The following is a 19,843-nucleotide window of genomic DNA, read 5'->3' on the forward strand; positions in this document are numbered from 1 at the left end:
TGCGCTACATCAAGCCGGACTTCGTGCACGTCTTCGTCGACGGCCGGATCGCCGAACAGGGTGGCCCCGAACTCGCCGACCGCCTCGAAGACGAGGGCTACGATCGCTTTCTCACCGAATCGAACGTAGGTTAGGCGCATGGTTTCCACGCTGCCCCCGGCGCGCTTCGATGAAATCGAAGAGGCGCTCAAAGACGTCATGGACCCGGAACTCGGTATCAACGTGGTCGACCTCGGGCTCATCTACGACCTGGGCTGGGACGATGAGAACGATGCCCTGATCATCCACATGACCCTGACCTCGGCCGGCTGCCCGCTGACCGATGTCCTCGAGGAGCAGACCGCCGAGGCGTTGGACGGCGTCGTCGACCAGTTCCGCATCAACTGGGTCTGGATGCCGCCGTGGGGTCCCGAGAAGATTACAGACGACGGCCGCGACATGATGCGGGCCCTCGGCTTTTCTGTCTGAACTTCCCCTAACGCACGCGAAAACCCCGATCTCCTCCGGAAATCGGGGTTTTCGCGTGCGTTAGATGGACTGCCGATAGCCGAAGAACTCATGGTCGTTGTGGTACCCACCAAACCCCGCACCGATCTCAGAGAAGTCCTCAACGAACTCGATTCCCTTGATCCACTTCACCATCTTGAAACCCAGCTGCGTTTCGTTGCGCAACCGAAGCGGTGCTCCATGCCCGAAAGATAGGGTCTGCCCGTTGAGGTCATAGGCGAGCATGGTCAGTTTGTAGCTCATCTGCTCGATGGGTTGGGCGTCGTAGTACGTGCCACCGTCCGGACCCGCCGCGAAGGAATAGAAAATGACCCATTTCGCCTCGGGTTTCGGCTGCACCAGATCCAGGATCGTCTGCATTGAGATTCCGCCCCACTTCGCGACCCCTGACCACCCCTGAATACAGAAGTGCTGGGTGATCTGATCGTGATGGGGGAGACCCTGCAACTGTGCGAGGTTCAAATCGACGGGGTTCTCGACGAGCCCGTTGACCCGCAGTGTGTAGTCCGCGAAGTTGCCCGCTCGAAGCGCCTGGTATTCCTCGGAGTCCGGGTATTTGCCGTTATGCCAGAAGTACGGTGAAATGTCCTTCTCCGTGTACTGGCCGGGGTTCGCGTCGATGTGTTCAAATAGGCGCTGCGCGCGACCGATCAGCGCGAAACCGACCTTCTGCACCACACGAGGATGCCGATAGGTGAAAGGCGTGGCTGCGAGCCATCCTCCGATGACGACGACCATCGAAGCCGCGAAGATCCCGATGCCGACCCACGATTCACTGTCCTGAGACGCATACATGTGGTTGAGGTTGCGCAGGGCCCCTGTGGTCATCACCAGGGTGACGTGCACAACGATGAACATGACGAACCAGCAGAGCACGAAGAAGTGCAGCGAACGGGCCACCTGGATGCTGAACACCGAGCTGATTTTGCGGAAGCGGGTCGACAGTGCGGGGGACATGCCGAGGCCGGTGACCAGGGCGAGAGGTGCCGCAATGAAAATGGTGATGAAGTAGGCGATCAGCTGCAGACTGTTGTAGTTGGTCCACCCGCTCTCGGCCGGCCAGTTCAAAGACAGGTACTGAAGGGCGGCCGACGCGGCGTTGGGGACGACGTCCCAGCTCAGCGGGACCACGCGCATCCACTGCCCCGTCGCAAAGATAAGAACGCAGAAGATGATTCCGTTGAGCAGCCAGACCGTATCGACGCCGAGGTGCCACCACCGTGCGAGACCGATGGAGTGACGGCGCCCCGGCAGCCCGACACCATCGGGCAAGGTGATTGAGTCCTCCTTCGCCGTGTAGAGCGGATCGCTCGGCACCGGCTTCTGCATGCGAAACCAGTCCTTACCCGGTGTCGAGTGCCGGGTCCAGTACAGCCGCGGATGGTCCGCCATGATGCTGACACCGGACCGGATGATGAAGATCATCATGAAGAGGTTCAGGAAGTGCTGCCAACCGACCCACGCCGGGAACCCGACCGGGGCGTTGTCGGGCAGTGCAGTCGCTCCCGGATACTGGCTCATGAAGTCCTGCACCGCGGGCATCTCCCGCAGCCCCTTGGCAAGGGCGATCCCCACGATCAGCAGGACCAGTCCAATGGGTATCAACCACAGCAGATTGAACCACTTGTCCGTGCCGATCCGCACCCGCGGGGCAACGCCGTACTGGGCAGGGACCCGGCCGGCCCAGTGGTCATTCACCACGTGGTACCGCTTCGTGTCCAGTTCCTCCCGAAAACTTCTCCGCGTCCCCCCTGCTCCAATGTCTGTTGCAGGAATATTTCGATCAATCGAGTTTGTATCCATACCGTCCCCATTTGAGAAGCAGGACGCCTCCCCAACCGTGTCGGGAGTGCGATCTACAGCACCGATATGCCCATCTCCTGCTTGCTGCCTGCAAGTATCCTCCTATTAAACGGAATATATTCCGCATTAATCCGGTTAAGCCCTCGGAGGAGTCGATCCGTGCCCTCGGCTTCTTCATTTGATCCACTCCTGATCCACTCCTGATCCACTCCTGATCCACTCACGTCGAAGGGGCACCGGCCATCTGGCCGGCGCCCCTTCGACGTGTCCTGGGCGGTGATCCGATCCTGGTCACTCGTCCGATGTATTCTCATCCGTGCCCATTTCCCGAGCGCCCGTCTCAGCGGACGACGCCAACTCAGACGGCTCCCAATTCTCCAAATCGATCAGGGACGGGTGCGGCCAGACGTCGGTCTCACCCTCCTCGAATATGTCGCCCGCAGGGCTGATGGTTTCCTGTTCCTCATCTGAGCCGGACGGGGGAGACCCGTCCGGGTTCGGTTGGGGGTGGTGCGGCTGATTCGTGGTCCATCGTCGACCTCCTCACATTCGTGCAGCGACCGCTGCGGCTGCAGCTGCAGCCGACGGTAGGCCTCCGCCCTGTTCGCCGCGAGACGAGTGGGTGACTGCTTCACGGCGCACGTCGTGGAAGCCGGCGGATGGCCTATCGTGCGCCAGCTTCCACACGGTGCGCCGCGGGACGCGACAGGCCTGACCACCGGTCGGCATCGGATGCGGCTACGCCTTCGTGACGATGACGGACGCGGGAGTGGGGTTCGCGAACAGGTCGAGAACCGGGCAGTGCGCGTTGACGGTTGCCCGCAGCTCCTGGTAGCGCTCATCGGATTCGGGACCGGTGATGGTGATGTGGAGGCGGATCGCTGAGAAGCCGGCCCGCACGTCCTCGCTTATGCCGAACGGTCTCCGCACGTCGAGGTCGCCCTCCGCGGCAATCTCGATCTCGTCGACCTGGATGCCCAGCACCTGGGCGTTGAGGCGGTAGACGACCACCTGGCATGAGAGCAGGGCGCCGAGCGCAATCTCGACCGGGCTGGCTGCCACAGCGTCTCCGGCCAGGGTTCCGGGCTCGTCGGCGGGGAAGACATGCTTGCCGGCCGTGATGCGGGTGGCGACCGAGCCCTCGCCGGCGGCCGTGACCCGGTAGGTCAGTTTCTATTTCGACGCGTCAGCGCTGATGCGCTCACTCCAAGCGGTTCCGGCGGCGCTGAGGCGGCCAGCACGATCTTCGGCACGGGGGGAGAGTGCGGCGGGCGTCTGCACGAGTGTCATGTCTAACCATAGGAGACCAGTCTGGCCAAAGCACCCCGCCCGGTCACACAACGTTATGGCCGAGCGCTTCCGCATGGTTCCCGGGCCGAAATGCACCCCACTAGAACTTCATTCCAGTGTGTAGAATGAAATTCTAAGGAGAAGGGTGAAGTCCCGATGAGCATCAAATCCCGCCGCGAGGCTCAGTCGCGCGAGACCCGCACCTTGATCGTGCGGGCCGCGCTCCAGCTGATGCTCGAGCGAGGATACATTTCCACCACTCTCGGCTCGATCGCCGCCGAGGCAGGCGTCGCGGTGCAGACCATCTACAACTCGGTCGGTGGCAAAGCCGCCGTTCTCTCCGCCGTGCTCGACCGCGTGGCCGCACGTGCACACGAACCGGAAGCCGGCCCCCCACCGCTGCGCAGTCAGATCGCCGAAGCGCGCACGGCCGCCGAGATCGTCCGAATCCTGACCGGCTGGATCGCCGACCTGAACGCCCAGACGTCCGGGGTGCACCGCGTGATTGCCCAGGCGGCCGGAGTCGATGCAGACATCGCGGAGCTGGAGATGCGGCGTTCCGCCCAGCGACTTCTCCAGTACGGCGAGGTCGCGACCGCGCTGCGCTCACGGCACAGCCTGCGCGGGGGAGTGAGTGACCACGAGGCGGCGGCAACGGTGTGGGCGCTCGGGCATCCACAGGCCTACCGGTCTCTGGTCCTCGACCTCGGCTGGTCGGATGCCGCTTACCGGGACTGGCTGGCGAAGGCGCTCCAGGGGGCACTTTCGCTTCCCGGCGCACACCGAGGCGCAACCAATCAAATATAGTGGAGAGTTGGCCCGCTTCGGCCAGAAAATTCTACGACTCCCCTGAACGGACTGTTGCTGTGCTGAGTGTGCAAAATCTCGAAATCCGAGTTGGGGCGCGCGTGCTCATGGAAGACGTCAGTTTCCGCGTTTCCGCCGGTGACAAGATCGGCCTGGTCGGCCGCAACGGGGCTGGTAAGACGACACTGACGAAGACTCTGGCGGGTGAGACAGTTCCGACCAACGGCTCGATCGACCGCACCGGTGAGATCGGCTATCTGCCCCAGGACCCCCGCTCGGGCGACCCGGACATGCTCGCTCGGACCCGAATCCTGGATGCCCGTGGCCTCGGCACGATCTCCCTGGGTCTTGCCCAGGCCGGTATCGACATGGGCAGCGACGACCCCAAGACCAGCGCCAAGGCCATGCGCACCTACGGCAACCTCACGGATGAGTTCAACGCGCTCGGCGGCTACGCGGCCGAGGCGGAAGCCGCGTCGATCGCCAGCAACCTGAACCTTCCCGACCGCATCCTCGACCAGCAGCTGCGAACCCTGTCCGGCGGACAGCGCCGCCGCATCGAACTCGCCCGTATCCTGTTCTCGGCCGCGGAAACGATGATCCTCGACGAGCCCACCAACCACCTCGACGCCGACTCCGTGGTCTGGCTGCGGGAGTTCGTCAAGAACTATCGCGGCGGATGCATCATCATCAGCCACGACATCGAGCTGGTCGGCGACACGGTGAACCGGGTGTTCTACCTCGACGCCAACCGCATGGTCATCGACATCTACAACATGAACTGGAGGAACTACCAGCGGCAGCGCGTGGCCGACGCGGACCGTCGTAAGAAAGAACGCGCCAACGCCGAGAAGAAGGCGTCGACCCTCCAGCTGCAGGCCGCGAAGTTCGGCGCCAAGGCGAGCAAGGCTGCCGCCGCCCACCAGATGGTGGCGCGCGCCGAGAAGCTCCTGTCCGGACTGGACGCCGTGCGGGCAGTCGACCGCGTCGCCAAACTGCGCTTCCCCGAGCCCGCCCCGTGTGGGCGCACCCCGCTGATGGCCACCGACCTCTCTAAGAGCTACGGCTCGCTGGAGATCTTCGCGGCCGTGGATCTGGCCATCGACCGCGGCTCGAAAGTGGTCATCCTCGGCCTCAATGGTGCGGGCAAGACCACACTGCTGCGCATGCTCGCGGGCGTGGATAAGCCGGACACCGGAGAGATCGTGCCCGGCCACGGCCTGCGGATCGGCTACTACGCGCAAGAGCACGAGACGATCGACGTCAAGCGCAGCGTGCTAGAGAATATGGTGTCCTCCTCGCCCAACATCACTGAGATGGAGGCCCGCCGGGTTCTGGGCTCGTTCCTCTTCACCGGCGACGACTCGCACAAGCCGGCCGGGGTTCTGTCCGGTGGCGAGAAGACCCGGCTGGCCCTGGCCATGATCGTGGTGTCGGGCGCCAATGTTCTGCTGCTCGATGAACCGACTAACAACCTCGACCCGGCCAGCCGCGAGGAAATCCTTGACGCCCTGGCGCACTATGCCGGGGCTGTCGTCCTCGTGAGCCACGACGAGGGCGCTGTCGAGGCGCTGAACCCCGAGCGCGTGTTGATCATGCCCGATGGCACTGAGGATCACTGGAACAAGGACTACCTTGATCTGATCATGCTCGCCTGATCACCCTTCCTGCGCACAGCACACTTCCCGGGCCTACTGGCCCGGACATTCGTGTCTCCGTGCCCCTCTGACCTGCCAATCATCTGCCGTCGATGAGCTCGTCCTCGATCTCCGAGTCGCTGCGCGGTTTGGCAGCCTGACGGCGGGCACGCTCGGCGGCGCGAACGCGCTCGTCCGGGTCGTCGAAGTTCACGGCTCGGTACTCTTGCCGGATAGCCCAACCCAGACCGACGAAGCCCATCAGGGCGAACACGAACCATTGGAATGCGTAGGACAGGTGAGGCCCCTCGTCTTTAACCGGGCGGGTGACCGCCACGGGACGTTCGTCCGGCGTCGGTTCCTCGGAAGCCATCAGCCCGTACGCGCCGGTGTACGTCGGAAGGTCCAGCCGGGTGGACACCTCGTCGAGGTTGATCGTCGCGATCTGGTCGCCCGTGGCCGATCTCCCGGCCAACGAAGGCTCACCGGCCTTGAGCCGGGCGGTGACGGTGACAACCCCCGAGGGGGCGGTTGGCACGGATGCCGGGGCGTCGGGGGTCTGCCCGGTCGGCAACCAGCCCCGGTTCACGATGAAGACCGAGCCGTCGGCGAGTAGCAGGGGAGTGAGAACCTCGAAACCCGGGTTGATATTGAGCGGGCGGTTGCGCACGATCAGCTCGTCGTCCGTCAAATACGTGCCGGTCATGACAACGGGCAGCCACTTCTGAGACGCGGAGAACGCGTCCAGACCTGGCAGAGCCTCGGCCAAGGGAACCGGGTCCGCCGCATAGTTGGTCTCCACTTTGTCCATTTCGGAGAGGGCGTCGGAGCGGCGCGCGAGCTGCCAGAGACCGAGCCCGGAGCAGACGGCCGCGAAGAGGATGGTCAGCGCAAGGTATCCGGCCCAGCGCCGGGTGAACGCAAACTTCCAGCCGATCACGCCGGCCCGGCTTCCGGCTCTACAGCCTCAAGGGAGACCGGCAGAGGCGAGACGGCTAATGGGAAGTCTCGGCTGGCCAGGAAATCGCGAAGGTAATCGACGTGAAGGTCGCAGGCCAGCCAGGTTTTCACGCGGTCTTGAGCGTGAATACGGGGATTGCGCCAGTCCAACCGCCAGTCGGCGTTCTCACGACAGCCGGCGCGCGAGCAGTTCGTCGTTTCGAGATCGGCGCCGAGGCCGATCACGTTCCGCTCTCGTCATTGTCCGGTCCGCGAGGCGGCGCCCGGAACACCTGCACGGCTCCCGGTCGGACGACCGTGGACGCCTCGGCGCTGCCCTGAACGTTCGCAAAGACGACCGCGAAGTAGGGAAGGGCGATCGCGCCGATGGCGCAGACGAGCAGCCACCAGCCCTGGACGAAGAGCATCAGCACGATGCAGACCATCCGGATGCCCATGGCGATCGAGTATTTGATCATCCGGGCACGACGCAACTCCTCGGGTGAGGGGGGAAGCGAGGTGATCGACTGCTGCTTCATGGATGCCATCGATTCGGTCAGTCGGGGAAGTTCTCCCTGTGAATTCTACGTCTCGTCGAGCTCAAACGTAGACGCCCTAAACTGGAAAATACGTGCGTACGGCTGTTCGTTCGCTGAGAAAAAGAGATTGGACCCAGCATGACGACTGGCAGAACTGTCCTTGTCACCGGTGGAAACCGCGGCATCGGATTCTCTATCGCGGAGGAGTTCATCAGGCAGGGACACCGCGTCGCGGTCACCGCCCGTTCCGGGGACGGCCCCAGCGGCAGCCTGACGGTGCGCGCGGATGTGACGGACGCCGCATCCATCGACGCCGCGTTCACCGAGATCGAGGCGGCGCTCGGCCCCGTCGAGGTGGTTGTCGCCAACGCGGGCATCACAAGGGACATGCTGCTGATGCGCATGAGCGAAGACGACTTCACCTCGGTCATCGACACCAACCTCAGCGGCGCCTTCCGAGTCGTGAAGCGTGCGTCCAAGGGGATGCTCAAGGCCCGGTTCGGCCGCATCGTGCTGATTTCCAGCGTGGTCGGCCTGTACGGCTCCGCGGGACAGGTCAACTACTCGGCCTCGAAGAGCGGTCTGATCGGCCTCGCCCGTTCGGTGACCCGTGAGCTGGGCGGGAGGGGCATCACGGCCAACGTCGTCGCACCGGGTTTCATCGAAACCGATATGACCGCAAAACTCTCCGAGTCGCAGCAGGCCGACTACAAGCGCAGCATCCCGGCGGGACGATTCGCAACTCCGGTCGAGGTGGCTCGGGTTGTCACCTGGCTTGCCGGGGACGACGCCGGGTACATCTCCGGCGCGGTCATCCCCGTCGACGGAGGACTGGGGATGGGGCACTAACCGCGCAGACCGAGTATCGGCAGGACCTGGCTCAGGTCGCGGGTATCCAGGGCCAGGTCCGCCTGCGCCCTCACGATCGGTTGCGCGTTGAAAGCGATGCCCAGACCGGCTGCCCGCATCATCGAGAGGTCGTTTGCTCCGTCGCCGACGGCGACGGTCTGGGGCAGGGCTACGCCCTCGAGGGCGGCCCACTCCCGCAAGGCCGCGGCCTTGGCGGCGGCGTCGATGACGGGTCCGACCAGGCCGCCGGTGAGGCGACCGTCGGCCACCTCCAGCCGGTTCGCCCGCCAGTGATCGAGGCCGAAGGCGGCAGCGAGCGGGTCGAGCACCTCGTGGAAGCCGCCCGATACCACCCCGATTCTGCTGCCCCGGGCGTGCAGGCCGTCGATGAGTTCCTGCACCCCGGGAGTCGGGCGGACGAGCCGCCCGACCTCCGCGAAAACATCCGTGGACAGTCCGGCCAGAGTCTTGACCCGGAGCCGTAGACTCTGCGCGAAATCGATCTCGCCGCGCATGGCCTGCTCGGTCACCTCGGCGACGAGGGCCAGCGAGCCGGCCGCATCCGCGAGCAGCTCAATGACCTCGTCTTCGATCAGGGTGGAATCGGCGTCCAGGACGACGAGGAAACGAACGAACTCGGTCACGGGTGGACGTGGACTCCCTTGCCGACGACGGTGATGCCGGACTCGGTGACGCTGAAGCCCCGTGCGCGGTCCCGCTCACGATCAATGCCGACTTCCGCTCCGGCGGCGACCACCACGTCCTTGTCCAGAATCGCCCGACGCACGGTCGCACCCGGTTTGATCTGCACCCGGTCGAAAACGATCGAGTCCACCACCTGGGCGCCGGAATCGATGGCGGCCCAGGGGCCGAGAACGCTGCGTTCGATGTGCGCTCCCGAAATGACGCAGCCGAGGGAAACGATCGAGTCGATCATGGTGCCGAGGAAGCCGCGTCCGTCCCGGACGAACTTCGCCGGCGGAGAGTTGAGCTGCTGGCTGAAGATGGGCCACTTCTGGTTGTAGAGGTTGAAAACGGGCAGTGCGCTGATCAGGTCCTGGTGTGCCTCGAAGAAGGAGTCGATGGTACCCACGTCGCGCCAGTAGTCGCAGTCGCGGTCGGTGGATCCGGGGACGTCATTGAGCTTGAGGTCGTAGACGCCGGCCTCACCGCGGGACACGAAGTCGGGAATGATGTCGCCACCCATGTCGTGGCTCGAGTCGGCGCGTTCGCCGTCGCGCAGGACGGCCTCGATCAGCGCCTCCGTGTTGAAAACGTAGTTGCCCATGGACGCGAAGACCTCGTGCGGGGCATCGGCGAGGCCGACGGCATCCTTCGGCTTCTCGCGGAAATCACGGATGCGGTCCGGCGTCGCCGCGTCGACCTCGATGACGCCGAACTGGTCGGCCAGACCGATCGGCTGACGGATGGCCGCGACGGTTGCGGCGGCTCCGGAGGCGATGTGAGCCTCGATCATCTGGCTGAAGTCCATCCGGTAGACGTGGTCGGCTCCGACGACGACGACGATGTCGGGCTTCTCGTCATGGATCAGGTTGAGGCTCTGCAGGATCGCGTCCGCGGATCCGCTGAACCAGCGCTTGCCGAGGCGCTGCTGCGCCGGCACCGATGCGATATAAGAGTTGAACAGGCCACCAGAAACGTGCCAGGTCTGGGAGACGTGGCGGTCAAGGCTGTGGGACTTGTACTGGGTGAGAACCACGATCTGGGTGAGGCCCGAATTGATCAAATTCGACAGCGCGAAGTCGATCAGCCGGTAATGACCCCCGAAAGGAACGGCCGGTTTCGCACGGTCCTCCGTCAACGGCATGAGCCGTTTTCCTTCTCCGCCGGCGAGCACGATTCCAAAGATCTTCTTTGACTGCATGTCTTTACAGTAGGGCCATTCGTCACGTCGATCCAGCACGAGTGGGTGTGCCTCCGGCCAGCCTGCGCTAGCTTTGCCTCATGCGAGTGGATCTTTTGACCAAGGAATACCCCCCGGAGATTTATGGCGGAGCAGGCGTGCATGTGGCGGAGCTTGTGAAGGCCCTTCGCACCGACATCGACGTCTCCGTGCGATGTTTCGGCGCGCTCCGCGATGCCGTCGACACCCACGCGTATGAGGTGCCGGCGGAACTGGCCGGCGCGAATGCGACGCTGGCCACGCTCGGCGTCGACCTCCAGATGGCGCAGGACGTGCAGGGCGCCGACATCGTGCACTCCCACACCTGGTACGCCAACGGCGCCGGTCATCTCGCGAAGCTCCTGCACGGGATTCCGCACGTTGTGACCGCGCACAGCCTCGAGCCGCTCCGCCCGTGGAAGGCCGAGCAGCTCGGCGGAGGCTACCGGGTCTCCAGCTGGATCGAACGCACTGCCTTCGAAGCCGCGGATGCCGTCATCGCCGTCAGCGGTGGGATGCGCCGCGACATCCTGCGCAGCTATCCAGCACTTGACGCTGCTCGGGTGCACGTCGTCTACAACGGCATCGACCTCGAACGGTGGAAGCCCACGGACGACCGGGACACCGTGCGGGCACTGGGCATCGACCCGGACCGACCGGCAGTGGTCTTCGTGGGCCGCATCACCCGGCAGAAGGGGCTTCCCTACCTGCTCCGCGCGGCAGCCCTGCTGCCACCGGAGGTGCAGCTGGTGCTCTGCGCCGGCGCCCCCGACACCCCGGGCATCCTGGCCGAGGTCACGGCCGGGGTCGAGGCCCTCCAGCGCGAACGCTCCGGCGTGGTCTGGATCGATCGCCTCCTGTCGCAGCACGACCTGGCCGCCGTGCTCACTGCCGGCACCGTCTTCGTTTGTCCGTCGGTCTACGAACCGCTCGGCATCGTCAATCTGGAGGCTATGGCCTGCGGGCTGCCGGTCGTCGGGACGGCCACCGGGGGCATCCCCGAGGTGGTCGCCGACGGCGTGACCGGCCGGCTCGTGCCCATCGACCAGGCCACCGACGGAACCGGAACTCCCATCGATGCCGACCTTTTCGTCTCAGACCTGTCGCGCACCCTGATCGAGGTCCTCGCCGACCCGGCCAACGCCGCCGCGATGGGCCGAGCCGGCCGGGTCAGGGCCGAGCAGATGTTCAGCTGGACCCAAATCGCCACCCGCACCCGGGAGATCTACGCCTCACTACTCTGAGTCGGGCTCCGACTAACCGCCCAAACGGGTGCTGCAGGAATGCCCGGCACCCGTTTCGCGTGTCTGGGCATCGGCGGCGGCAGATAACATGGCTTTATGGTCAACGTTCTCCACTTCACCGACGTCTCCGTCGTCCGAGATGGCACACCCATCCTCGACTCAGTGAACTGGAGTGTTGATGACGACCAGCGCTGGGTGATCCTGGGCCCGAACGGCGCCGGCAAGACCACGCTGCTTCAGATTGCCGCCGCCCTCATCCACCCGTCGAGCGGAAGTGCCGTGGTTCTTGACGAACCGATCGGACGCACCGACCTCTTCGAGCTGCGGCCGCGGATCGGGTTCGCCTCGACGGCGATGGCCCGCCGGGTCCCCGCGAACGAGAAGGTCCTCGATGTGGTGATGACGGCCGCGTACTCCGTCACGGGGCGCTGGACCGAAGAGTACGAAGCCATCGATGAGCGCCGCGCCCAGCGGGTGCTGGGCGAGTGGAAGCTCGATACTCTGTCCGACCGTAAGTTCGGCACGCTGAGCGACGGCGAGCAGAAGCGGGTGCAGATCGCGCGGTCCATCATGACCGACCCCGAGGTTCTGCTTCTGGATGAGCCGGCCGCCAGCCTCGACCTCGGCGCGCGCGAGGAACTGCTGCAGCTCCTCGGCGGCTACGCGAGCGAGTCGGGGTCGCCGGCGATCATCATGGTCACCCACCACGTCGAGGAAATCCCCCTCGGCTTCACGCACGTCCTGCTCCTGTCCAACGGCCGCATCGTCAGCGCCGGGCCCATCGCCGACGCGCTGACCGCGGAGTCACTGACCGAGGCGTTCGGTCTGTCCATCGAGTTGCACGAGACCGACGGACGTTTCAGCGCCCGCGCGATCTGACCGCCACCGGATGGCGGTCACAGCCAGTGGATTCTGCTAAACTCGACAGTCGGTCCTTGGGCCGCACGGTTTTTTCTGCCGCACCTGGCGAGTCTGTACTCGCTAATCGAAGCGCAACTCACCAATCGAACAGCAATAAGGAAGTCTTCATGAAGTCTGACATTCACCCCACGTACGCTCCCGTGGTTTTCCGCGACCTCGCGTCGGGTGCGACGTTCCTTACCCGTTCGACGGTCTCCAGCTCCAAGACCATCGAGTGGACCGACGGAACCACGTACCCGGTCATCGACGTTGAGATCTCGTCGGAGTCGCACCCGTTCTACACCGGCAAGCAGCGGATCATGGACTCCGCCGGCCGCGTCGAGAAGTTCAACTCGCGTTACAAGGGCTTCGGCAAGTAGAACCGCGCCATACCGCGGCATCCTGCACATCGAAAGGGCGACCAGCTTCGGCTGGCCGCCCTTTCGATGTTGCTGCTCTGGGTCTGGTGTCGCTGTCGCTCGGGTGCTGCCGGGTCAGCGTTCGGGCCAGCCGCCCGCCGCGACGAACGCGGGGTCGCGTTCGCGGCGCATGTAGGCCTGGAAGCTTTCCGCCTGCTGCACGGACCACTGTGCCTGGAGCAGGTGCAGCTCGCCGACTGTGACCGGCAGGGTCTTCAGATGCGCCCGGGCGATGGCCTGGGCTACTCGGCCGGCCGCGATCGCATCCGCCCCGGAGTCGTGCGCGTCATCGAGGGGCACACCGTAGAACGCACTGGTCACTGCAAGGGTGCGCTTGCCCTTGCGGTACCGGTCGAGGGCCTTGTCGATGACGAGCGGGTCGACCACCGGCGACGGTGAGACCAGCGGGGCAACCCCGTAGCGAATCGACTCGCGGTTGAGCAGGGTGAGGTCGTAGGGCGCGTTGTACGCCACCAGAGGAAGACCCCGGGCGAGGTGCTCCCGGATCGTCGCGACGATCTCGGCCACCCCGTCGGCGGCGACCCGGCCGTTCGCGGCGGCATGCTCGGTCGTGATGCCGTGCACGGTGGTGGCCTGGGCCGGGATCTCGATTCCGGGATCCAGGAGCCAGTCCACGCGTTCGAGCACCTCCCCGGTCACATCGATGATCGCGACGGTGGCCGACACAATGCGGCTCGTCTCCACGTCGATGCCGGTCGTCTCAAGGTCGAAAACGGCGAGGGTGTCACTCCAGTTGCTCATGGGGAAAGCCTAGGGCCGACCACCGTCATCCCCGGGCGCCTCGGGCGTCGGCCCGCTGGCAGGCCGGCCAGCACCGAGTCTTCGATCCGAAAGGCGATCGGGTTGTGGGAATAGCAGTTGAGGTCCGGCTGGTTCAAGAAGAAGCGGTGGTCGTGGAACCGGCGCCGCACGGAGTCGAGGGCCCAGTTCGAGTTCTCCGTGTCTCTGTGGAGATGCGTCCGGCGTAGTCACCGGTCCCGTCGCCGTTGCGGTCTCCGAAGGAGCGCACCATCAGCTCGGAGGACACGGCGCGGCGGTACCAGCGCGGGTCCCGGGTGACGCTTGATCGGGGCGGTGAAGCTCATTGCGTTCCCTCCCGCCCGAGGGCGTCCGGCGATAGCCGTCGGCCGCCCTAAACTTGGGACGATGAATGTTCCTTCGCCCTACGATTCGCAGCTCGTCCGGATCCCTGTCAGGGTCCGGGACGTCCCGGTGCTGGGCAGCGAAACGCGGTATTGGGAGTACGGCGATCCAACCGCGCACACCACCATCGTGATGGTGCACGGCTTCCGCGGCGACCACCACGGCTTGGAGCCCGTGGTCGCCCAGCTTCCTGGATTCCGCATGATCTCACCGGACCTTCCCGGTTTCGGCGAGTCCGGCGTGCTCCAGGGGTGCCGACACGACATCGCGGGCTACGGCCGGTGGCTGGCCGAGTTCGTGGCAGCTCTGGGTCTGACCGGGCGCAGGGTGGTGCTCGGGCACTCGTTCGGGTCGATCATCGTCGCGGCATCCGTCGCAGGGGGACTGCACGCCGACGACGTGGTTCTGGTGAACCCCATCGCCGCACCTGCCCTGGCCGGGCCGCGCGGCATCCTCACCCGCTTGGCGGTGTTCTACTACCGGGTGGCCGCGCGGCTGCCCGAACGGCTCGGCTTTGCCCTGCTGCGCAACCGCGTCATCGTCCGCGTGATGAGCGTGACCATGGCGAAGACGGGGGACCCCGAGCTGCGCCGTTGGATCCACAACCAGCACGACCGCTACTTCTCCGCCTTCGCGGATCGCCGGGTTGTGCTGGAAGCCTTCACCGCATCGGTCGGCTCCGACGTCAGCGAGTTCGCCGGTCGCATCCCGCAGCGCACGCTGCTGATCGCGGCGGAGAAAGACGACATCACGCCGGTCGCAGCGCAATACCGGCTGCAGAAGCTGTTTCCCGATGCCACCCTGCAGGTTATCCCCGACGTCGGCCACCTGATCCACTACGAGGTGCCGGCGCAGGCGGCGGACGCCCTGCGCCGCTTCCTCGGCGAAAGGGAGACGAAGTGAGAATCGTGTTCGATTGCCGCTACACCCGATTCGACCGGCACGACGGCATCAGCCGGTACACGGCCGGGCTGGTCACGGAATTGGGCAAGCTCCACCCGGTCACCATGCTGATCAATGACCACCGGCAGCTCGACCTGCTTCCGGATCTGCCCTGGCAGCTCGTGAGTGCCCCAACCAGCATCCGGGAGCCGTTCATCGCCCTCCAGATCAACCAGCTGAAGCCCGACGTCGTGTTCTCTCCGATGCAGACGATGGGATCCTGGGGCCGGAAGTACCGGCTGCTCCTCACCGTGCACGACCTGATCTACTACCGCAATCGCACCCCGCCGCGGGACCTGCCCGGTTTGCTGCGCCTGATTTGGCGGCTGTATCACCTATCGTGGTGGCCGCAGCGGATGCTCCTGAACCGGGCCGACGGCGTCGTCACCGTCTCCGAGACTACCCGGGACCTGATCCGGGACAACCGTCTGACGCGGCGGCCGGTCACGGTCATCCACAACGCCGCCGACACGCGGTCGACGCCGCCCGCCGGACGTGCCGCTGCGGAAACGGGTCGCCTGGTCTACATGGGCTCGTTCATGCCGTACAAGAACGTGGACACTCTGGTGCGCGCAGCCGCGGAACTACCGGGCCATGAGCTCCACCTGATGAGCCAGGTGAGCGACCAGGAACGGGAACGCCTGACCGCCCTGGCGCCGCAGGCGACGCTGGTGTTCCACAACGGCGTCACCGACGAGGAGTACCTGCGGGTGCTGGGCTCCGCGACCGCGCTGGTCACGGCGTCTCTGGACGAGGGCTTCGGCATCCCGCTCGTCGAGGCGATGAGCCTCGGCATCCCCGTCGTGGTGAGCGACATCCCGATCTTTCGCGAGATCGGCGGCGACGCTGCGCTCTACTTCGACCCGGCCAGCACCGACGCGCTCGCCCTGGCCGTGCGGCGGCTGGGCGCGGGGGAGTGGGCGGCCCGCTCCACAGCCTCCGTCATCGAGGCGGAACGCTTCACCTGGCGCGATTCGGCCCGGCGGCTCCTGGAACTGCTCACCGGCACCGATACCGCGGATGACTCCGGCACGCGGACCGAGACGGCTACGGGCCCCGGCATCGACGCGGAGCAGCCGGTTCAGCCTGTGTAGTGCGTGTTCTCGGCTCGGCCGCGCAGGGTGGCGTCGAAATGCGTCAGCCCCAGCCGACCGTCCCGCCAGACGAAGTCGTGCACCGAGCCGTTGGCGATGATCTCGTTCTGGCGCGGCCGTTCCCCGGCCGTGCTATGGCGCAGCAGGGTTCCGATCACCCCGCCGTGACAGACGACCAGCACAGACTGTCCGGGGCGCGCGGCGGCCAGCAGCCCGAAGGCCGGCAGCACCCGGTCGAGCACCTCCTGGCGCGTCTCGAGGCCGGGAACGGGCACGTCGTCGGGAAAGCGACGCTGTCGTTCGGCGAACGTGAGTCCCTCGATCTGGCCGTGATGGCGCTCGGTGAGCTCCGGGATGACCTCCGGGCTCGGCAAGCCGAGCTCGCCGGCGATGATCCGGGCCGTCTCGTGGGCACGGTCCAGAGGGCTCGTCACGATGGTGTCCCAGCGCCGGGATCTCAACCTCAGGCCTGCCTCGGCGGCCTGCGCCCGGCCGGTCGAGTTGAGGGGGATGTCTGTGCTGCCCTGGATCCGCGTGTGCAGGTTCCACTCGGTCTGTCCGTGCCGCACGATCGAAAGTCTGGTCATCCTGCCGTTTCCGTTGTCGCGGGGGTGGGGGTGGTGGTGGACCGGGCCTGTTTCACGCCGGTGCGCCGGCGAGGCGGTCGGCCAGCCCCGCCAGCGACTCCGACGTGCCCGCCTCCAGCTTGAGCAGTGCCCGGCCGTCGCCCTTGGTCTCGCCGCGGTTGATCACGACGATCGGCAGCTTGCGGCGCCGGGCCTGTTCCAGCAGACGGATGCCCGAGTTCACAAACAGGGACGAGCCGGCGATGACCAGGGCCTCCGCACCGGTGACGAGCGCCGTGGCCTCGGTGAACTTCACCGTCGGCACCAGCTCGCCGAAGAAGACGACGTTGGGCTTGAGCATACCGCCGCAGACCGTGCAGTCGGGAATGGTGAAACCGTCGATGTCGGACACCTCCGCATCGCCGTCGGGGGCTGTGCGCACGTCGCCCGGTGTCATCAGTGTCGGGTTGGCCGCTTCGAGGCGCGCGGCCACACTGTCGCGGCCGAATGCCTGACCGCAGTCCAGGCAGACGACGAGGTCCAACGACCCGTGCAGGTCCACGACGTGCCGCGACCCGGCGCGGGTGTGCAGGCCGTCCACGTTCTGCGTGATGACCCCGCTGATCAGTCCGCTCTGCTCCAGCCGGGCGAGGGACCGGTGCCCGAGGTTGGGCTCCGCAGAGCGGAACCGGTGCCAGCCGAGGTGGCTGCCGGCCCAATAACGCTTGCGCGCCCGCTCGTCGCCGACGAAGGTCTGAAAGTTCATCGGGGTGCGCACGGGGGCACCCTTCCCACGGTAATCGGGAATGCCGGAATCGGTGCTCAGACCGGCTCCGGTCAGCACCGCGATGTGGCGACCGCGGAGCACCTCGGCCACGGCATCCAGAGCGGCGGCAGCGGCGCCGACGGCGACCGGAAGCGTTTCGGTGGTCATGGAGCTCCATCCTGTGTACACCGAGTCTAAACTCGCCGGTTTTCGACTGGGGGAGGGAACTGGCAGGCTGGACGGATCATCCCCGTGAAAGGCGTCCCGCTGTGCAGATCGTCCCCATCGAAAACCTTGACCTGCCCGGTCTCGCCGACTACTCGCGCTTGACAGATGTCGCGCTCCGCCGTGTCTCCGAACCGGCCGGCGGGCTGTACATCGCCGAGTCCAGCAAAGTCATCACCCGAGCCCTCGCGGCCGGCCACCGCCCGCGGTCCGTGCTACTGCAGCAGCAGTGGCTGCCCGACGTGCTGCCGCTGCTCGCGGACTGGCCGGACGTGCCCGTGTACGTCGGCGCGGCATCCGTTCTCGAACGGCTCACCGGCTACAACCTGCACCGCGGTGCGCTGGCGGCGATGCACCGTCCGGATCTGGCGCCGGTGCACGAAGTGATCCGGGACGCGCGGCGCATTGTGATCCTCGAGGACATCGTGGACCATACCAACGTGGGCGCCATTTTCCGCTCGGTCGCCGGTCTCGGCGCGGACGCCGTCCTGATCACGCCGCGCTGCGCAGACCCGCTCTACCGGCGCAGTGTGCGGGTGAGCATGGGCACGGTGCTTCAGGTGCCGTGGACCCGACTGCCGGAATGGAGCGAGGCCGCCCCGATGCTGCACGGGGCCGGTTTTCACCTCGCGGCCCTGGCACTGTCCGACGACGCTGTCAGCCTCCCGCAGTTCGCCGGGAACGCGCCGGAACGGCTGGCCCTGATTCTCGGCGCCGAGGGCGATGGGCTCAGCACCCAGGCTCTCTCGGCCGCCGACACCGTCGTGACGATCCCCATGCTCCACGGCGTCGACTCGCTCAATGTGGCCTCGGCCAGCGCCGTCGCGCTGTACGCTCTGCGCGTCTGAACGCGGGCGCTTGGTAGAGTCGTCGGATGCCACTGACCCGACGCCAAACGTTCCTTCGCCGTCGGGTTGCCTTCGCGGCGGCACTGGTTCTCACCCTGGGCGGGGTCGGCTACCTGGCCGGCACGGGGCTGGCCCCGGTGCCGGCCGCGGCCGTCGAACTGATCGAACCGGCCGCGCTCACTCAGCCGGCCGCCGAGCTGATCTGGCCGGATGCCGGTGCGGGCGCCATCGGTGCGGTCGGCTACCCGGGGCTGCTCGGTTCCACCGGCGACCAGGAATCGATGCCGATCGCGAGCATCACGAAGATGGTCACCGCACTCGTGCTGCTCGAGGAGAAACCCCTGAGCCTGAACGAGCCCGGCCCGGACATCCGGTTCACCGACGACGACGTCGACATCTACTACGACGTGCTGGCCGAGGACGGCTCGGTCGCGCCCGTGTCCGCCGGCATGGTGCTCAGCCAGCGTGAGGCCTTCGAGGCCATGCTCCTGCCCTCCGCGAATAACTACAGCATTTCACTGGCGATCTGGGCATTCGGTTCCGTGGATGCCTACCTGGCGGAGGCCGAAACCTGGCTGGCCGCGAACGGTCTGACCGACACCGCGGTGGCCGACACCAGTGGGCTGTCGCCGGCCAGCGTGAGCAGCCCGGGCGACCTGGTCAAGATCGGCAAGCTTGTTTTGGCCGACTCCGTCCTGGCCGAGATCGTGTCCATGGAGACGTCCGACCTGCCGACCGTCGGCACGGTCACCAACACCAACAAGCTCCTCGGCTCCAACGGTGTCACCGGGATGAAGACCGGAACCACGGACGAGGCAGGCGCCTGCCTCCTGTATTCGGCCGACTTCACGGTCGGCGGCGAGACCATCACCCTGGTCGGCGTCATGCTCGGCGGCGACACTCATCCCGAGCTGAATGCGTCGATCGTGGACCTGCTCGACAGCGTCGAACCCGGTTTCCGCGCGGTAAGCCTGGCCGACAAGGGTGCCGCCTACGCGACTTACGCCACCCAGTGGGGGCAGAAGAGTCGGGCGGTCGCCGCGGAGGCGGCATCCGCCGTGGTCTGGTCGGACACGCCCATCACGGCCGTTCCGGCGGCGCGCCCGGTCACCCTCGGGGAGGTCGGCGACTCGGCCGGTGCGATCGACTTCCAGGTGGGGGAGACCACGGTGAGCGTGCCGCTGGTGCTCGAGCGCGAGCTGACCGACCCGGGTGCCGCCTGGCGCTTCACCCACCCGGCCGAGCTGGCCGCGGGCTAGTCGCACGTGAGGCCGGGCCGAGCCCGCGCGTGTGGCCGACTCAGGACATCCGTCGCCTGCACTCACCGGCCACTGCGGACCAGTGCCGAACCGGTGACGATGCCCGCCCCAGCCGGTCGGATCTCCTGAGTTAGCCACATTT

21 protein-coding genes and 1 pseudogene are annotated in these 19,843 nt (G+C 66.1%); 12 read left to right on the forward strand and 10 right to left on the reverse strand.

Features of this window, described 5'->3' with window-relative positions; genetic code table 11:
- A pseudogene (gene sufC, locus E3N86_RS17515) lies at positions 1–134 on the forward strand (Fe-S cluster assembly ATPase SufC); the annotation flags it as partial.
- Positions 135–138: 4 nt separating this feature from the next.
- Positions 139–468: a metal-sulfur cluster assembly factor gene (locus tag E3N86_RS14230; protein WP_134512198.1), complete on the forward strand. Its 330-nt coding sequence runs from the start codon at positions 139–141 to the stop codon at positions 466–468.
- A 60-nt stretch (positions 469–528) separates the two neighbouring features.
- Here the strand turns inward: E3N86_RS14230 and E3N86_RS14235 are convergent, their stop codons facing one another.
- Positions 529–2,208, reverse strand: coding sequence for a molybdopterin-dependent oxidoreductase (locus E3N86_RS14235; RefSeq protein WP_241986161.1), 1,680 nt, complete (start codon positions 2,206–2,208; stop codon positions 529–531).
- Between the two features lie 840 nt (positions 2,209–3,048).
- Positions 3,049–3,372 carry an OsmC family protein gene (locus E3N86_RS17520; protein WP_241986163.1) on the reverse strand — a complete coding sequence of 108 codons (324 nt, stop codon included), beginning with the start codon at positions 3,370–3,372 and terminating at the stop codon, positions 3,049–3,051.
- 384 nt (positions 3,373–3,756) lie between these two features.
- Here E3N86_RS17520 and E3N86_RS14245 point away from each other — a divergent pair, with 384 nt between their 5' ends.
- Both E3N86_RS14245 and E3N86_RS14250 read left to right on the forward strand, forming a co-directional pair.
- Positions 3,757–4,407 carry a TetR/AcrR family transcriptional regulator gene (locus E3N86_RS14245; protein ID WP_134512200.1) on the forward strand — a complete coding sequence of 217 codons (651 nt, stop codon included), beginning with the start codon at positions 3,757–3,759 and terminating at the stop codon, positions 4,405–4,407.
- A 59-nt stretch (positions 4,408–4,466) separates the two neighbouring features.
- The gene (locus E3N86_RS14250) at positions 4,467–6,065 is read left to right on the forward strand and encodes an ABC-F family ATP-binding cassette domain-containing protein (protein ID WP_104102190.1); all 1,599 of its coding nucleotides are present in this window, start codon (positions 4,467–4,469) and stop codon (positions 6,063–6,065) included.
- A 79-nt stretch (positions 6,066–6,144) separates the two neighbouring features.
- Here the strand turns inward: E3N86_RS14250 and E3N86_RS14255 are convergent, their stop codons facing one another.
- Genes E3N86_RS14255 through E3N86_RS14265 form a run of 3 tightly spaced genes read right to left on the reverse strand, consistent with a single transcriptional unit; the run spans position 6,145 to position 7,531 of the window.
- Complete coding sequence (locus E3N86_RS14255) at positions 6,145–6,984, reverse strand: SURF1 family protein (protein ID WP_134512201.1); 840 nt, start codon at positions 6,982–6,984, stop codon at positions 6,145–6,147.
- Positions 6,981–7,229 (reverse strand): hypothetical protein, encoded by a 249-nt coding sequence (locus tag E3N86_RS14260; protein WP_104102184.1) that lies wholly within the window; start codon positions 7,227–7,229, stop codon positions 6,981–6,983. Before E3N86_RS14260 ends, E3N86_RS14255 begins: the two co-directional genes overlap by 4 nt.
- Positions 7,226–7,531, reverse strand: a complete 306-nt coding sequence (locus E3N86_RS14265; RefSeq protein ID WP_241986084.1) for a DUF3099 domain-containing protein — start codon at positions 7,529–7,531, stop codon at positions 7,226–7,228. The genes E3N86_RS14260 and E3N86_RS14265 overlap by 4 nt, the downstream gene beginning before the upstream one ends.
- A 129-nt stretch (positions 7,532–7,660) precedes the next feature.
- Between E3N86_RS14265 and fabG the strand changes: the two genes are divergently transcribed.
- Complete coding sequence (gene fabG / locus E3N86_RS14270) at positions 7,661–8,371, forward strand: 3-oxoacyl-ACP reductase FabG (RefSeq protein ID WP_104102181.1); 711 nt, start codon at positions 7,661–7,663, stop codon at positions 8,369–8,371.
- On the opposite strand, the gene serB is transcribed toward fabG, so the two are convergent.
- Together serB and glgC are read right to left on the reverse strand one after the other, a co-directional pair.
- On the reverse strand, positions 8,368–9,015 hold the full coding sequence (gene serB, locus E3N86_RS14275) for a phosphoserine phosphatase SerB (RefSeq protein WP_134512202.1): 648 nt from the start codon (positions 9,013–9,015) through the stop codon (positions 8,368–8,370). The two genes, fabG and serB, sit on opposite strands and share 4 nt — an antisense overlap.
- Positions 9,012–10,256: a glucose-1-phosphate adenylyltransferase gene (glgC, locus tag E3N86_RS14280; RefSeq protein WP_104102176.1), complete on the reverse strand. Its 1,245-nt coding sequence runs from the start codon at positions 10,254–10,256 to the stop codon at positions 9,012–9,014. Before glgC ends, serB begins: the two co-directional genes overlap by 4 nt.
- 80 nt (positions 10,257–10,336) lie before the next feature.
- Here glgC and glgA point away from each other — a divergent pair, with 80 nt between their 5' ends.
- The 3 genes from glgA (at position 10,337) to E3N86_RS14295 (ending at position 12,798) form a co-directional block, all read left to right on the forward strand.
- Entirely contained in the window at positions 10,337–11,518 is a 1,182-nt protein-coding gene (glgA, locus tag E3N86_RS14285; protein WP_134401624.1) for a glycogen synthase, read from the forward strand.
- Positions 11,519–11,614: 96 nt separating this feature from the next.
- Positions 11,615–12,397 (forward strand): ABC transporter ATP-binding protein, encoded by a 783-nt coding sequence (locus E3N86_RS14290; protein WP_104102172.1) that lies wholly within the window; start codon positions 11,615–11,617, stop codon positions 12,395–12,397.
- A gap of 149 nt (positions 12,398–12,546) precedes the next feature.
- Positions 12,547–12,798, forward strand: coding sequence for a type B 50S ribosomal protein L31 (locus E3N86_RS14295; RefSeq protein ID WP_104102169.1), 252 nt, complete (start codon positions 12,547–12,549; stop codon positions 12,796–12,798).
- Positions 12,799–12,912: 114 nt separating this feature from the next.
- Here E3N86_RS14295 and E3N86_RS14300 read toward each other — a convergent pair whose 3' ends face one another.
- The gene (locus tag E3N86_RS14300; RefSeq protein WP_104102165.1) at positions 12,913–13,599 is read right to left on the reverse strand and encodes a 3'-5' exonuclease; all 687 of its coding nucleotides are present in this window, start codon (positions 13,597–13,599) and stop codon (positions 12,913–12,915) included.
- Between the two features lie 405 nt (positions 13,600–14,004).
- Between E3N86_RS14300 and E3N86_RS14305 the strand changes: the two genes are divergently transcribed.
- Entirely contained in the window at positions 14,005–14,904 is a 900-nt protein-coding gene (locus tag E3N86_RS14305; RefSeq protein WP_134342865.1) for an alpha/beta fold hydrolase, read from the forward strand.
- Complete coding sequence (locus E3N86_RS14310) at positions 14,901–16,037, forward strand: glycosyltransferase family 1 protein (protein ID WP_104102160.1); 1,137 nt, start codon at positions 14,901–14,903, stop codon at positions 16,035–16,037. The genes E3N86_RS14305 and E3N86_RS14310 overlap by 4 nt, the downstream gene beginning before the upstream one ends.
- On the opposite strand, the gene E3N86_RS14315 is transcribed toward E3N86_RS14310, so the two are convergent.
- Entirely contained in the window at positions 16,025–16,624 is a 600-nt protein-coding gene (locus E3N86_RS14315; protein ID WP_134342867.1) for a histidine phosphatase family protein, read from the reverse strand. The two genes, E3N86_RS14310 and E3N86_RS14315, sit on opposite strands and share 13 nt — an antisense overlap.
- A 52-nt stretch (positions 16,625–16,676) precedes the next feature.
- Complete coding sequence (locus tag E3N86_RS14320) at positions 16,677–17,537, reverse strand: Sir2 family NAD-dependent protein deacetylase (protein WP_104194042.1); 861 nt, start codon at positions 17,535–17,537, stop codon at positions 16,677–16,679.
- 101 nt (positions 17,538–17,638) lie between these two features.
- On the opposite strand from E3N86_RS14320, the gene E3N86_RS14325 reads away from it, so the two are divergent.
- Together E3N86_RS14325 and E3N86_RS14330 are read left to right on the forward strand one after the other, a co-directional pair.
- Positions 17,639–18,442, forward strand: a complete 804-nt coding sequence (locus tag E3N86_RS14325) for an RNA methyltransferase (RefSeq protein WP_104102152.1) — start codon at positions 17,639–17,641, stop codon at positions 18,440–18,442.
- 26 nt (positions 18,443–18,468) lie between these two features.
- Positions 18,469–19,701 carry a D-alanyl-D-alanine carboxypeptidase family protein gene (locus tag E3N86_RS14330; protein ID WP_134512203.1) on the forward strand — a complete coding sequence of 411 codons (1,233 nt, stop codon included), beginning with the start codon at positions 18,469–18,471 and terminating at the stop codon, positions 19,699–19,701.
- The last annotated feature ends 142 nt before the right edge of the window (positions 19,702–19,843 follow it).

Origin of the sequence: Cryobacterium sp. Hz7 (assembly GCF_004402815.1) — a bacterium.
Taxonomy (GTDB): Bacteria; Actinomycetota; Actinomycetes; order Actinomycetales; family Microbacteriaceae; genus Cryobacterium; species Cryobacterium sandaracinum.

Excerpts from the sequence above, each read along its gene's own strand:
- E3N86_RS14230 (WP_134512198.1), top strand. The coding sequence starts at position 139 with ATGGTTTCCACGCTGCCCCCGGCGCGCTTCGATGAAATCGAAGAGGCG.
- E3N86_RS14245 (WP_134512200.1), top strand. The coding sequence starts at position 3,757 with ATGAGCATCAAATCCCGCCGCGAGGCTCAGTCGCGCGAGACCCGCACC.
- E3N86_RS14265 (WP_241986084.1), bottom strand. The coding sequence starts at position 7,531 with ATGGCATCCATGAAGCAGCAGTCGATCACCTCGCTTCCCCCCTCACCC.
- fabG (WP_104102181.1), top strand. The coding sequence starts at position 7,661 with ATGACGACTGGCAGAACTGTCCTTGTCACCGGTGGAAACCGCGGCATC.
- glgC (WP_104102176.1), bottom strand. The coding sequence starts at position 10,256 with ATGCAGTCAAAGAAGATCTTTGGAATCGTGCTCGCCGGCGGAGAAGGA.
- glgA (WP_134401624.1), top strand. The coding sequence starts at position 10,337 with ATGCGAGTGGATCTTTTGACCAAGGAATACCCCCCGGAGATTTATGGC.
- E3N86_RS14290 (WP_104102172.1), top strand. The coding sequence starts at position 11,615 with ATGGTCAACGTTCTCCACTTCACCGACGTCTCCGTCGTCCGAGATGGC.
- E3N86_RS14295 (WP_104102169.1), top strand. The coding sequence starts at position 12,547 with ATGAAGTCTGACATTCACCCCACGTACGCTCCCGTGGTTTTCCGCGAC.
- E3N86_RS14300 (WP_104102165.1), bottom strand. The coding sequence starts at position 13,599 with ATGAGCAACTGGAGTGACACCCTCGCCGTTTTCGACCTTGAGACGACC.
- E3N86_RS14305 (WP_134342865.1), top strand. The coding sequence starts at position 14,005 with ATGAATGTTCCTTCGCCCTACGATTCGCAGCTCGTCCGGATCCCTGTC.
- E3N86_RS14315 (WP_134342867.1), bottom strand. The coding sequence starts at position 16,624 with ATGACCAGACTTTCGATCGTGCGGCACGGACAGACCGAGTGGAACCTG.
- E3N86_RS14320 (WP_104194042.1), bottom strand. The coding sequence starts at position 17,537 with ATGACCACCGAAACGCTTCCGGTCGCCGTCGGCGCCGCTGCCGCCGCT.
- E3N86_RS14330 (WP_134512203.1), top strand. The coding sequence starts at position 18,469 with ATGCCACTGACCCGACGCCAAACGTTCCTTCGCCGTCGGGTTGCCTTC.